The 12,567-nt window shown below is 63.4% G+C and carries 11 protein-coding genes; 4 read left to right on the top strand and 7 right to left on the bottom strand.

Annotated features, from left to right (window positions below; genetic code table 11):
• The first annotated feature begins 2 nt into the window (after positions 1-2).
• Positions 3-578: a CatB-related O-acetyltransferase gene (locus AC1RRE_RS16880; RefSeq protein WP_492982574.1), complete on the top strand. Its 576-nt coding sequence runs from the start codon at positions 3-5 to the stop codon at positions 576-578.
• On the opposite strand, the gene AC1RRE_RS16875 is transcribed toward AC1RRE_RS16880, so the two are convergent.
• From AC1RRE_RS16875 to AC1RRE_RS16850, 6 genes are read right to left on the bottom strand one after another with little or no spacing between them, the layout of a single operon-like run.
• A complete protein-coding gene (locus AC1RRE_RS16875) occupies positions 575-1,447 on the bottom strand; it encodes an NAD-dependent epimerase/dehydratase family protein (protein ID WP_492982572.1) in 873 nt (290 codons plus the stop codon). The genes AC1RRE_RS16880 and AC1RRE_RS16875 overlap by 4 nt on opposite strands.
• A 45-nt stretch (positions 1,448-1,492) precedes the next feature.
• Positions 1,493-2,881, bottom strand: coding sequence for an amidase (locus tag AC1RRE_RS16870; protein WP_492982570.1), 1,389 nt, complete (start codon positions 2,879-2,881; stop codon positions 1,493-1,495).
• Positions 2,882-2,915: 34 nt separating this feature from the next.
• Positions 2,916-4,529, bottom strand: a complete 1,614-nt coding sequence (locus AC1RRE_RS16865) for an ABC transporter ATP-binding protein (RefSeq protein ID WP_492982568.1) — start codon at positions 4,527-4,529, stop codon at positions 2,916-2,918.
• A 4-nt stretch (positions 4,530-4,533) separates the two neighbouring features.
• Positions 4,534-5,376, bottom strand: a complete 843-nt coding sequence (locus tag AC1RRE_RS16860; protein WP_492982566.1) for an ABC transporter permease — start codon at positions 5,374-5,376, stop codon at positions 4,534-4,536.
• Positions 5,376-6,317 carry an ABC transporter permease gene (locus AC1RRE_RS16855; protein ID WP_492982564.1) on the bottom strand — a complete coding sequence of 314 codons (942 nt, stop codon included), beginning with the start codon at positions 6,315-6,317 and terminating at the stop codon, positions 5,376-5,378. Before AC1RRE_RS16855 ends, AC1RRE_RS16860 begins: the two co-directional genes overlap by 1 nt.
• A gap of 34 nt (positions 6,318-6,351) precedes the next feature.
• Positions 6,352-7,977, bottom strand: coding sequence for an ABC transporter substrate-binding protein (locus AC1RRE_RS16850; protein ID WP_492982562.1), 1,626 nt, complete (start codon positions 7,975-7,977; stop codon positions 6,352-6,354).
• A 143-nt stretch (positions 7,978-8,120) separates the two neighbouring features.
• Here AC1RRE_RS16850 and AC1RRE_RS16845 point away from each other — a divergent pair, with 143 nt between their 5' ends.
• The 3 genes from AC1RRE_RS16845 (at position 8,121) to AC1RRE_RS16835 (ending at position 11,825) form a co-directional block, all read left to right on the top strand.
• Positions 8,121-9,587 carry a M81 family metallopeptidase gene (locus AC1RRE_RS16845; RefSeq protein WP_492982560.1) on the top strand — a complete coding sequence of 489 codons (1,467 nt, stop codon included), beginning with the start codon at positions 8,121-8,123 and terminating at the stop codon, positions 9,585-9,587.
• 32 nt (positions 9,588-9,619) lie between these two features.
• Complete coding sequence (locus AC1RRE_RS16840; protein ID WP_492982558.1) at positions 9,620-11,167, top strand: gamma-glutamyltransferase family protein; 1,548 nt, start codon at positions 9,620-9,622, stop codon at positions 11,165-11,167.
• A 100-nt stretch (positions 11,168-11,267) separates the two neighbouring features.
• Positions 11,268-11,825 carry a VUT family protein gene (locus AC1RRE_RS16835; protein ID WP_492982556.1) on the top strand — a complete coding sequence of 186 codons (558 nt, stop codon included), beginning with the start codon at positions 11,268-11,270 and terminating at the stop codon, positions 11,823-11,825.
• A gap of 13 nt (positions 11,826-11,838) precedes the next feature.
• Here AC1RRE_RS16835 and queC read toward each other — a convergent pair whose 3' ends face one another.
• On the bottom strand, positions 11,839-12,561 hold the full coding sequence (gene queC / locus AC1RRE_RS16830; RefSeq protein ID WP_492982554.1) for a 7-cyano-7-deazaguanine synthase QueC: 723 nt from the start codon (positions 12,559-12,561) through the stop codon (positions 11,839-11,841).
• Between the last annotated feature and the right edge of the window lie 6 nt (positions 12,562-12,567).

Raw genomic sequence — 12,567 nt, 5'->3', positions numbered from 1 at the left:
GCATGGGTGCGTTCCGTGGTCTGCGGGAGAAGCTGGGTTTGCGTAAGGCCGAAGCCTGGCCGGCGCATGTCGGTGTCGGACGGCATACCTACGGCCTCAATCGTCACAGCTTCGTACGGCCGACCGCGCAGGCGCCGGCCTCGGTTGGCAGTTTCTGTTCCTTCGGTCCCGAGGTGATGATTTTCGGGCAGGCTGATCATCCAACCCATCTCGCATCGACCTATCCGTTTCGCAGCAAGATATTCGCACCAGAAGCCGGCATTACAGATGCCGTCACCAAGGGTGGCGTAACGATCGGTCATGACGTCTGGGTCGGGGCGCGCGCCATCATCCTTTCCGGCGTCAACATCGGTGATGGCGCGATCATTGGTGCCGGAGCTGTCATTGCGCGGGATGTGCCAGCCTACGGCATTGTCGTGGGCAATCCGGCCAAACTGCTGAAACACCGTTTCTCACCGGACATCGTCGAGGCCCTGCTGCAGATACGCTGGTGGGACTGGCCCGATGAGAAGATTCACGCCTTCGAAGCGGCCTTCTATGGACCGGTCGAGAATTTTGTGACCAGGGCGAAGGCCTAGGCCTTCAGCGCCGCACGCAGGAAATCGGCCAGCTTGCGTTGCGGCTGCCAGCCCGGTGGTGGCGTGCCGTCTTTCCAGGTCCGCATCACCTCGCTGTCGCGATAGGGCCGTGCACCCCATTCAGCCGGGAAGGCCTTGCCGCTGGCGCGGGTTATCTCGTCGGCCAGTGCCCGGATGCTGAGCGGCTGGCCCGAAGACAGCGCATGGCGCGCCGGGTGGGCCCCGCCGTTTTGCAGGCTCCTGGCGGCGGCCAGCAGGCCGTCGACCACATCATCCACATGCAGCAGGTCGATTTCCTGTTCGCCCGGCGACAACGCCATGGTGCGATTGTCCCGTGCAGCCGCAATCATCTGGCTCAGCAGCTTGTTGCGCGTGTCGCTCGGGCCATAGGTGTCGTAGAGCAGAACCGTGGCGCAGGGCAGGCCACCAGCTCGGTCGAAATAGGCCAGCAGGTCTTCAAAGGCCTGTTTGCTGGCCGCATACAGCGAGGCCGGTGCATAGTTGCCGTCTTCATCCATCTGTGACGCCGTGCCGACATTCACGAAAGCGCGGCAGCCGCTGCGGGCGGCTGCGTCGGCAAAACCGGTGGCAAAGCAGAGATTGGCCTCTAGCAGCGCCGGAATTTCGGCCGGTTCCGCCGCATGCTGATAGCGCGTGGCGAGATGGAAGCAGGTTGCGGGCTTCAGATCGGCCAGCAGGGCGGCAAGTTGCGGGGATGTGTCGATCCGGTGCGGAACGACGCCGGCGGGCAAAGTGCTGGCGTTGGATTGCGGACGCAGCAGGGCATGCACGGCTTCGCCGGTGCTGGCGAGGCGGGGCAGCAGATGCCGGCCGATGAAGCCGGTTCCTCCGGACACCACGATGGTCATACGGAGATGATTAGCGGGTTTCCGGGATCAGGAAAAGGCTGCCGCTCAAGGCTCCGGCCAGGGCCGCAGGGCCGGACGCATCTGCTCATACAGATGCGCCATGCGCAGCACGCCGATATCGTCGAACCGCCGGCCGATAATCTGCAGGCCGATAGGCAGGCCATCGCCGTCATAACCGGCGCAGATCGAGGCTGCCGGCTGTTCCGACATGTTGAAAGGTGCGGTGAACCGGATGTGCTCGGACTTGTATTGGGGGTCGTTGCCGGGCGCAGCTTCCTCGGCGTCATAGGCCGTGATCGGTGAGGTTGGTGACAGCACGTAGTCATAAGCCGTCGTGGCAGCCACGGTTGCTTCACGGAGGGCAAAGACCTGGCCCAGGCCGCGCATGGCGTCCACAGCCGAATAGTCGGCGGCCAAGCCGCACCATTTGGCGATATAGGGCAGCACCTTGGCCTGGCGCTCTGGCGGCATGGCGGCGAAGTCGGTATAGGCGCGCGATTGGAAGAACGTATTCAGGCCATCGGCCATCGCCTGGGTCATGAAGGGCTGGACCGGTTCGATGATTGCGCCGGCAGCTTCGAACAGCCTGGCGGCCCGCTGTACGGCATCCTTCACGGCGGACTGCACCGGCGTACCGAGGCCGGCATCCAGCAGCAGGCCGATCTTCATGCCCTTCGCTTCACCTTCCAGCAGCTTGGGATAATCCTGCTCGGCATAGGGCAGCGACATGTAGTCACGCACATCGGGCAGGGTCAGGTGGTTCATCAGCATGGCGCTGTCCATCACCGTCCGGGTCATCGGTCCGGTGACGCGGCCCAGATAGGGCGGATTGATCGGGATGCGGCCGAGGCTCGGCTTCAATGCGAAGATGCCGTTATAGGCTGCCGGCAGGCGCACCGAGCCGCCGATATCGGTGCCCAGCGCCAGCGGGCCGTAGCCAGCGGCGATGGCCGCCCCCGCACCCGAGGAGGAGCCGGCGGTATTGCGTTTGAGATTCCACGGATTGCGCGTGGTGCCATGCAGGCTGGAGACGCCTGAGGCCAGCATGCCGAAATCAGGCATGGTGGTCTTGCCCAGGATGACGCAGCCGGCTTCCTTCACGCGTGCCGCCGGTGGGGCATCCACTGCACTCGGGGTGAGAATGGCCGCTGCCGTGCCAATCGGTGTCGGTACACCCTTGGTGGCGATATTCTCTTTCAGCGTGATTGGCACGCCATCCAGCGGGCTGAGCGCTTCACCTTTGCGCCAGCGCTGCTCTGATGCCTTGGCCTGCGCCAGCGCGCCTCCGGCATCGGTGATGTACATGGCGTTGATCTTGGGTTCCCAGGCCTCGATGCGCTTGAGCGCCGCCTTGGTCGCGTCCACCGGCGAAATGCGGCCGGTGCGATATCCCATCCACAGATCGTGAGCCGTCAGGTCATGCAAGGCCGTCATGGTCTCCTCCGTTGCCGGCGCTGCGATGACCGGCTTATGTGTTTGGCGTGGCCTCCAGCCAGTCGCGGCCGGGCAGGGCGGCAAAGAGCTGCTGGGTATATTCATGCTGGGGTGCGGCGAAGAGTTTTGCCGTCTCGGCGAATTCAACGATCTTGCCGCGTTGCATCACCGCGATGCGGTCGCAGAGACGGGCGGCCACGCGCAGATCATGGGTGATGAACAGGATGCTGATGCCGAACTGGTCGCGGATGCTTTCCAGCAGGTCGAGCACCTGCGCCTGCACCGATACGTCCAGCGCCGACACGGCCTCGTCGGCGACCAGGATTTCCGGTTCCATGGCGAGCGCGCGGGCAATCGCCAGACGCTGGCGCTGGCCGCCGGAGAACTGGTGCGGATATCGTTCCAGCGCATTGGCATCGATGCCCACAGTCTTGAGCAGGCTGTGGGTGCGCTCCAGCGCTTCCTTGCGCGAGGTGCCGTAATTGAGCGGCCCCTCGATGATCGACTGGCCGATCGTGCGGCGCGGGTTGAGTGAACGATACGGGTCCTGGAATACCACCTGGATGCGGCGGCGATGCGGATGCAGCTGGCGCTCGTTCATGTGGGCGATATCGGCGCCATCCAGCAGAATCTGTCCGCCGGTCGGGTCGATCAGGCGGGCGACGCAGCGTGCCGCCGTCGACTTGCCCGAACCGGACTCCCCCACAATGCCCAGCGTCTGGCCCTTGTAGAGCTGCAGCTGGATGCCGTCGACGGCATGGACTGTGCGCGTGCCCTTGAACAGGCTGGTGGACACGTAAAGCTTGCTGAGATTCTCGGCCTTCAGTACCGGTGCGGTGGTAATCGGCGTTGCCTGCCGGGGCTTCAGGCGCGGCACGGCATTGATCAGCATCTTGGTATAGTCGTGCTGTGGCCGGTAGAGCACGTCCTCGGTCTTGCCGGTCTCGACCACTTCGCCGTAGCGCATAACGACCACGCGGTCGGCGATATCGGCAACCACGCCGAAGTCATGGGTGATGAACAGCACGCCGGTGCCGCGCTTCTGCTGCAACTCACGCAGCAGGGCCAGAATCTGGGCTTGTGTCGTCACGTCCAGAGCGGTCGTCGGTTCGTCGGCGATCAGCAGCGCCGGCTCGAGCGCCAGCGCCATGGCGATCATGACGCGCTGGCGTTGACCGCCGGACAGCTGGTGCGGATAGGAATTGAACAGCCGCTCAGGATCGGGCAGGTGCACATCGGCGAACAGCTGTTGCACACGCTCTTCCGGGCTGACGCCGCGGCCGGTCCAGTCATGCGCCTTCAGCAGCTCCACCACCTGCGCGCCGACGCGGTGGACAGGATTGAGCGCCGTCATCGGCTCCTGGAAGATCATCGACATGCGGCTGCCGCGCAGGTCGCGCAGGCGCGCCTTCGAGGCCTGGCGCAGGTCTTCGCCTTCCAGTTTTATCTCGCCGCTGACGATCGGCAGGCTGCCCAGTCCCATCACGGTGCTGGCGGTGACCGATTTGCCCGAGCCGCTTTCGCCGACCAGGCAGACGATCTCGCCGGGCATTACCTCGAAGCTGATCTTCTGCACGGCCAGGCTGCGATCGCCGCCCTTGGGCAGTGCGACAGCCAGATTCTTGACGCTGAGAACCGGTGCGGTCATCAGATCAGGCCCCCAGCCGCTTTTTCATGCGCGGATCGAGCGTATCGCGCAGGCCATCGCCCATGATGTTGACGGCCAGGATGGTGCAGGCAAGGAAGCCGCCGGGGAACAGAATGATCCAGGGTGCCCGCTGAAACACGGCGCGGCCCTCGGCAATGATGTTGCCCCAGGTCGGGATATCGGTCGGCAGACCGGCGCCGAGGAAGCTCAGGATCGATTCCGTCAGGATGGCGGAGGCGCAGATATAGGTGCCCTGCACGATCAGCGGCGCGACCGTATTTGGCAGGATGTGCTTGAGCAGAATCTTGATGGTAGGGGTGCCCAGGCCGACGGCGGCCTCGACGTAAGGTTCTTCACGGATCGACAGCACCACGCTGCGCACCAGGCGGGCGACGCGCGGGATTTCCGGAATCACGATGGCGACGATCACGGTCAGCAGCGAGGCGCCGCTTAGGCTGACCAGCGCGATGGCCAGGAGGATGCCCGGGATGGCCATCAGACCATCCATGGCGCGCATCACGATGCCGTCCAGCCAGCGGATATAGCCGGCCACCAGACCGATGGTCAGGCCGACACTGATGGCGATGGTGGCGACGCAGGCGCTGACCAGCAGCGAGACGCGGCCGCCATGCACCACGCGGGTCCAGACATCGCGGCCCAGCATATCGGTGCCCATCAGGAATTCATCCGACGGCGGCTTGAGCCGGAAACGCGGTGCGATCTGCAGTGGATCGTATTGCGTCAGGAAGGGTGCAAGCAGGGCGATGCACAGCAGCAGCAGCAGGATGCCGCCGCCGAGCACGACCGAAGGATTGCGAAATGCCTGGTGCTGGAGAAAAGCGCGCATCAGTACCGAATTCTGGGATCGAGCAGAACATAGGCGATGTCGATCGCCAGGTTGATCAGGACGTAAATGCCGGAGAACAGCAGGATGATGCCCTGGATGATCGGGTAATCGCGGGCCAGAACGGCATCCACCACCAGACGGCCGATGCCGGGAATGTTGAACACGGTTTCCGTGATCACCACGCCGCCGATCAGCAGGGCGAAGCCGATACCGATCACCGAGACGATCGGGATGGCAGCGTTGCGCAGTGCGTGCTTGACCAGCACGACGCGCTCTTTCAGGCCCTTGGCATGGGCGGTGCGGATGTAATCCTCGCCCAGCACGTCCAGCATGGCGGCGCGGGTGATGCGGGCGAACAGCGCGATATAGATGAAGCTGAGCGCGAAGGTCGGCAGCGCGATGCGGGCCAGGAAGGCTGGCAGCCCTTCGCGGATCGAGGCAAAGCCCTGCACCGGGAAGATGTCGAGTTTCATCGAGAAGACGAAGATCAGAATGTAGCCCAGTACGAAGACCGGGATCGAGAAACCGGCAACCGAGAGCGCCATGATGCCACGGTCGATCCAGCTGCCCTGCTTCCAGGCGGCGAGGATGCCCATGGGCACGGCGACGAGGATGGCGAACAGCAGGGTGCAGAGCGCCAGCGAGATAGTCGGCTCGACGCGCTGGCCGATCAGCATGGTGACCGGCTGCTTGGAGAAGACCGAGTGGCCGAGATTGCCCTGCGCCAGCTGGCCGATCCAGGTGATGAACTGTTCGGGGATCGGGCGGTCGAGGCCCAGATCGCTGCGGATCGCCGCGATCACATCGGGCGTGGCGACATCACCGGCCAAGATGGCGGCGGGATCGCCGGGGCTGAGCCGCAGCATCAGGAAGACGAAGATGGCTACCACCCCCATGACGGGGATGGCAGCCACCAGACGCGACAGGATCAAACGCAACATGGATAAAACTTAACCAGACGATGATGCGTCGATCTTACTTCTTCTCGACATTCCACAGAATGTAGGCCGGGCTCGGCAGCATGCCTTCGACATTCTTGCGAATGGCCGACGGCTGGAAATATTCGCCCAGCGGGATGTAGGTGACCATCTCGTAGGCGCGCTTCTGCACCGCGACGGCCAGTTCCTTCTGCTTCGCCGGATCGGTTTCCCGCGCATAGGCGTCGCGCAGCTTCTCGATCTCGGCATCCTCGGTCCAGCCGAAGAAGCCGCCGGTCTTACCCAGACCGCGCACGCCGGCATTGCCGATGGGGTTCATCATATCGGCAGTGCCCCAGGCAGTGTGGAAGATATGCCAGCCACCCTGGTCGATGCCGTCCATCTTGGCGCGACGGCCCACCAGCGTCTGCCAGTCCATCGACTGCATATCGACGTTCAGGCCGATCGCCTTCAGCGCCGGCGTGGTCACCAGCGGCAACTGGCTGATGCTGTTCAGGTCGGTCGGGGCCATGATGACGATCTTCTCGCCCTTGTAGCCGCTCTCGGCCAGCATCTTCTTGGCCTTGGCGAGATCGGGCTTCTTGGTGTTCGTCGCACCTTCCTCACTCTTCAGCGGGGTGCTGCAGCCGAACATGGCGCCGCAGATCTTGTAGTATTCCGGATCGCCGACCTGGGCGGCCAGATAGTCTTCCTGGAAGGTCGCGGCCATGATCGCCTGGCGGATCTTCACGTTATCCAGTGGCGGCTGCAGCCAGTTCATGCGCATCATGTAATTCATGCCCAGCGGGCCGAAATCCTTGACCAGCACGTCCTTGGATTTCTTCAGCTCCGGCAGCAGGTCATAAGATGCCTGTTCCCAGATATCGATCTCGCCCTTGGTGATGGCATTCATCGCCGTTTGCGGATCGGTCATGGTGATCCATTCGACGCGGTCGACCTTGACCACCTTGCCGCCGCTCATGAAGGACGGGGCTTCGCTGCGCGGCTTGTAGTCGGGATTCTTCTCGTAAACCACCTTCACGCCGGGCTGGAACTCGGCCTTGATCATGCGATACGGGCCGGAACCGATTTCATCAGGCACATTCTGGGTGTGCGGCGTATCGGCCATCGCCTTCGGCATGATGAAGGGCACGTTCGAGCTGGGCTTGCCCAGGGAGTCGAGCACCAGGCCGTAGGGTTCCTTCAGCACGAGCTGGAAGGTCTTGTCGTTGACTGTGGTGAGGTCCTTGGTGAAGGACATCAGCTTCTGGCCCATACCATCGGCCTTGCCCCAGCGCTGCAGCGAGGCAACGACATCGGTGGAGGTGACGGGTGCGCCGTTATGGAACTTGAGGCCGTCGCGCAGCGTGAAGGTGTAGGTCAGCTTGTCGCCGCTGACCTCGTACTTCTCAACCATCTGCGGCTTGACCTGCATCTTGTCGTCGACACCGAAAAGGGTGTCGTAGATCATGTAGCCGTGGTTGCGCGATATGAATGCCGTGGTGATGATCGGGTCGGTGGTGCGCAGACCCGAATGCGGAATGAAGCGTAGAACCTTCTTGTTGTCTTGTGCTGCTGCATCGTTCATCGTGATGCCGCCAAATGCAGCAGCAAAGGCCACAAATGAGGCAGCATAGCCGAGGCGGCGCATCGAAGCGCGCGTGGAGGACGTGTTCTTCTTCATTGATACCCCCTGTCAGATGTTGTGCGACAATCTGGAAAGCGTGATCCAATGAACAGGCTCTCGTCAAGCGGATTCGACCTTGCACGAACGATCTTCCCGGTATCTGTTTCTGTCAGGACCGCCGACCGAGGAGAATCCGTTCGATGAATGTGTTCATCGCCTGTCTGGGAACCGAAACGAATACCTTTTCGCCGCTGCCCACCGGGGAGGACGGGTTCCGGGAGTGGATGCTGTTCCACGGTGATGCAACCCGGCGGCCGGAGAACCTGTTCTCGGCGCCGTTGCATCTGTGGCGCCAAGCCGCCGAGGCCCAGCAGGCCAAGGTAACCGAGAGTCTGTCGGCCTTCGCCCAGCCGGCCGGCGTCACCGTACGCAAGGTTTACGAGGGATTCCGCGATGAAATCCTGCGCGACCTGCGGGCCGCCATGCCGGTCGACATCGTGCTGCTCAGCATGCATGGCGCCATGGTGGCGGACGGCTATGACGACTGCGAGGGCGACCTGCTGGAACAGGTACGGCAGATTGTAGGACCCAAGGCCGCCGTTGGCGCCGAGCTCGACCTGCATTGCTCGATCACGGAGAAGATGCTGTCACATGCCGATGCCCTGATAACCTTCAAGGAGTACCCCCACACCGACAGCAAGGAGCGGGCGCAGGAGCTGTACGACATCCTGCTGGCCAAGCATCAGGGTGGGGCAAAGCCGGTGATGGCGGTGTTCGATACCCGCATGATCAATCTGTGGCGCACGCCGCTGGAACCGATGAAGTCCTTCGTGGCTGAGATGCAGGCGCAGGAGGGCAAGGATGGCATCCTCTCGGTTTCCTTCGCGCATGGCTTTCCCATGCAGGACGTGCCTGATGCCACAGCCAAGATGATTGTGATCGCCGATGGCGACGGTGCCAAGGCGGCGGCGGTGGCCGAGCGCTTCGGCAAGAAAATCTGGAGCCTGCGCGAGCAGACGGCGGCGCAGAATCTGAGTATCGATGCGGCATTGGACCGCGCCACGACGGCCGGCGCCAGGCGACCCGTGGTACTGGCCGATGTCACCGATAATCCCGGCGGTGGTGCACCGGGCGACGCCACCTTCATCCTGCGGCGCATTCTTGAACGCGGCATCGGCAATGTGGTGAGTGGCGCCTACTGGGACCCGATGGCGGTGCGCTTCTGCCGCGATGCAGGCGAGGGCGCCGTTCTGGAACTGCGCGTCGGTGGCAAATGCGGCCCGGTCTCGGGCGATCCGCTCGACCTGACGGTGACGGTGAAGCGCGTGATCGAGGATGCGGCGCAGTCGGCGCTCGCCGGGCGCCTGTCGATGGGGCCGGCGGTCTGGGTGCAGGTGGCAAACGGCATCGACCTGGTGCTGAACTCCAACCGCACGCAGACCTTCCATCCCGATGCCTTCAGCCAGTTCGGCATCGATGTGGCGTCCAAGGCCATCATCGTGGTGAAATCGACCCAGCATTTCCATGCCGGCTTCGCGCCGATCGCCGGCGAAATCCTGCATGTCGAGGCGCCGGGTGCCATGCGATCGGATTTCGCCGATATTCCCTTCCAGAAAGTGCGCGGCGCCTACTGGCCGCGTGTGGCCGACCCCTTCGCCGCCGAGTAAGATTCAAAAAATAAAGTAGAGAGAGTTCCGTCATGTCATCGAATCTGAATCGCACCCTGCAGTTCCGTAAAACCGCGGCCAGCAGCCGCCGCGGCGTGGTGGTGTCGCAGAACCAGGCGGCAGCCGATGTCGGTGCCGCCGTGCTGCGGGCCGGCGGCAATGCCATCGATGCTGCCGTGGCGACATCCTTTGCCGTCAGTGTGCTGGAGCCGTGGATGAGCGGGATCGGTGGCGGCGGTTACATGCAGGTCTACTGCGCCCGCACGAAACAGGCGCATGTGATCGACTTCGGCATGATCAGCGCGAGCAAGCTCAATCCGGCCGATTATCCGCTGGTGGAAGGCAAGGGTGGCGACATGTTCGGCTGGCCCGCCGTGCTGGAGGATCGCAACATTATCGGTTATCCAGCCATGGCGGTGCCGGGCCAAGTGGATGGCATGCGTCTGGCGTTGGAAAGCTTTGGCACCCGCAGCTGGTCGGAAGTGCTGGCGCCGGCCATCGAACTGGCCAAGCGCGGCATGGAGGCCGACTGGTTCCTCAGCCTGCAGGTGACGAATGCAGCGCGCAGCCTGGTGAAATCGCCGGCTGCGAAGGCGCTGTTTCTTGCCGACGGTTTCCCGCCGGGCGCGGAAGCCGGCGGTTATCTGAAGAACGAGGCGCTGCTCGCCAGCCTGCAGCGTCTGGCCGACGCCGGTCCACGCGACTATTACGAAGGCGAGTTGGCAAAAAAAATCGTTGCCGATCTGGTGAAGGGCGGCTCGAAGATTTCCGCCGCCGATCTCAGCAGCTATCGCGCCCGCCTGACTGAACCGCTGCGGTATGACTATGGCGGCAAGACGCTGCTGCTGACGCCGAACCTTACAGCGGGGCCAAGTTTGCGCGATGCGCTTGAGGTCGCCGGACCGAAGCTCGATCGCAAGAGGCTCTCGGGCCAAAGTTACGTCGCCTATATCGAAGGCCTGACCGAAGCCTACGAGAAACGTCTCGCCGGCATGGGTGACACTGACAATGGCAAGAGCTGTACCAGCCATCTCTGCGTGGTCGATGGCGATGGCAATATGGTGGCGCTGACCCAGACGCTGCTTTCCGCCTTCGGCAGCTGCGTCATGCTGCCGGAAAGCGGCATCTTCATGAACAACGGGATCATGTGGTTTGACACCCGTCCGGGCCGGCCGAATTCCATTGGCGCCGGCAAGCGTCCCTTGAGCAATATGCTGCCGACGCTGGTGCTGGATGGCGACCGGCCCTGGCTGGCGACCGGTGCTTCGGGCGGCCGCCGCATCATGCCGGCGGTGATGCAAATCCTGTCCTTCCTGATCGACTACAGGATGCCGCTGGAAGACGCCTTCCATCAGCCGCGTGTCGACGCCAGCGTGATGGGGCAGCCCTGGTATGACCCGCGGCATGAACAGGGCGTGCAGGATGCGGTCAGGGCCCGTTTCCCCGGCGCGCTGGCGAAGCGGCGCGACCCCCTGCCGCTCAACTATGCCTGTCCCAGCGCGGTGATGTTCGGGGCGGACGGTGTTTGCAGTGGCATGGTGGAAATCGCCCAGCCCTGGGCCAGCGCTTCGGCTGTCTAAGAATTTACCGAGGAAATACAGGTATTAAGCCGGCCGGGCTTGCCTCCGGCCGGGTCCGGCCGTATATCCCGCGCGGATTTTCGTCACAGGAACTGTCACCATGGACCGCCAGCGTTTCGAAGGCTTTGCCTATCTTGCCGCCTTTATCGCCTGCGTGCCGGTCGCCAATTGGCTGATCGGCAATGTCGGCACCGTCTGCATCCCGAAGGGGCCTTGCCTCATTCCGGTGGCGCCGTTCGGGATCACGGCGCCCAGTGGTGTGCTGATGATCGGCCTGGCGCTGGTGCTGCGCGATCTGGTGCAGCGTCGCCTGGGCAAGGGCTGGACGCTGGGGGCGATTGTCGCCGGGGCCGCGCTGTCGGGCCTGGTGGCGCCGCCGGCGCTGGTGGCGGCCTCAATGGCCGCCTTCCTGCTGTCGGAGCTCGCCGACTTCGCCGTCTATACCCCGCTGCAGAAGCGTGGCCTGATCCGTGCCGTGCTGCTCTCCAGCCTGGCCGGTCTCTGTGTCGACTCCGTCGTGTTCCTGTATCTCGCCTTCGGCAGCCTCGACTATCTGGGTGGCCAGATCATCGGCAAGGCCTGGATGGTGCTGATCAGCCTGCCGGTCATCCGGCTGCTGCGCGATCGCGACCAGCGGCATGGTATCGCTGCGGTGTAATCAAAAAGGCGGCTTATAAGCCGCCTTTTTCTTTCTTCGCTTTCATCTCGGCGATGGCCCGCAGCCAATAATCCGGATCTTCGTATTGCGTCGGATCCGGTACATCGGCCAGGTGGAAGGCCTCGCGCCGTTCCACGCAGGTGCCGCAACGCCCGCAATGCTGCTCGCCGCCCTTGTAGCAGCTCCAGGTCAGATGATACGGCACGCCCAGCTTCGCACCCTCGGCGACGATGCCGGCCTTGTCGGTGCTGGTGAAGGGCGCGTAGAGCTCGATCTCCCACATGTCTTCCAGCGCGCAGTCCTGCATGGCGCGGAAAGCGTCAACGAAAGCCGGGCGGCAGTCGGGATAGATGAAGTGGTCGCCGCTATGCACGGCAATGCCCACGGCTTCCGCCTTGGCACCGGCAGCGATGCCGAAGGCGATGCTCAACATGATGGCGTTGCGGTTCGGCACCACGGTGGACTTCATAGTGTCCTGGGCATAATGCCCGTCGGGAATCGCATCGCCGCCGCTGATCAGTGACGAGGATGTGAGAAATTTTCCCAGCCCGGCGATGTCCACCACGTCATGGCGCGCCCCCAGTTCGGCGGCGATGCGTGCGGCATGCTCGATTTCGCGGCGATGGCGCTGGCCATAGTCGAAAGAAATAAGGCGGTCGAGCTTGCGCTCGACCGCCGTTTTGTAGGCCAGGGTGACGCTGTCGATGCCACCCGAACAGAGAACGACGGTCTTCATGGGACC

This window comes from Ferrovibrio sp. GW821-FHT12D07 (genome assembly GCF_058807275.1).
This window is presented reverse-complemented; position numbering and strand designations above follow the sequence as displayed.

Coding starts and splice junctions, on each gene's coding strand:
- AC1RRE_RS16855 (WP_492982564.1), bottom strand. CDS start 6,317: ATGTTGCGTTTGATCCTGTCGCGTCTGGTGGCTGCCATCCCCGTCATG.
- AC1RRE_RS16875 (WP_492982572.1), bottom strand. CDS start 1,447: ATGACCATCGTGGTGTCCGGAGGAACCGGCTTCATCGGCCGGCATCTG.
- AC1RRE_RS16860 (WP_492982566.1), bottom strand. CDS start 5,376: ATGCGCGCTTTTCTCCAGCACCAGGCATTTCGCAATCCTTCGGTCGTG.
- AC1RRE_RS16880 (WP_492982574.1), top strand. CDS start 3: ATGGGTGCGTTCCGTGGTCTGCGGGAGAAGCTGGGTTTGCGTAAGGCC.
- AC1RRE_RS16865 (WP_492982568.1), bottom strand. CDS start 4,529: ATGACCGCACCGGTTCTCAGCGTCAAGAATCTGGCTGTCGCACTGCCC.
- AC1RRE_RS16835 (WP_492982556.1), top strand. CDS start 11,268: ATGGACCGCCAGCGTTTCGAAGGCTTTGCCTATCTTGCCGCCTTTATC.
- AC1RRE_RS16840 (WP_492982558.1), top strand. CDS start 9,620: ATGTCATCGAATCTGAATCGCACCCTGCAGTTCCGTAAAACCGCGGCC.
- AC1RRE_RS16850 (WP_492982562.1), bottom strand. CDS start 7,977: ATGAAGAAGAACACGTCCTCCACGCGCGCTTCGATGCGCCGCCTCGGC.
- queC (WP_492982554.1), bottom strand. CDS start 12,561: ATGAAGACCGTCGTTCTCTGTTCGGGTGGCATCGACAGCGTCACCCTG.
- AC1RRE_RS16870 (WP_492982570.1), bottom strand. CDS start 2,881: ATGACGGCCTTGCATGACCTGACGGCTCACGATCTGTGGATGGGATAT.
- AC1RRE_RS16845 (WP_492982560.1), top strand. CDS start 8,121: ATGAATGTGTTCATCGCCTGTCTGGGAACCGAAACGAATACCTTTTCG.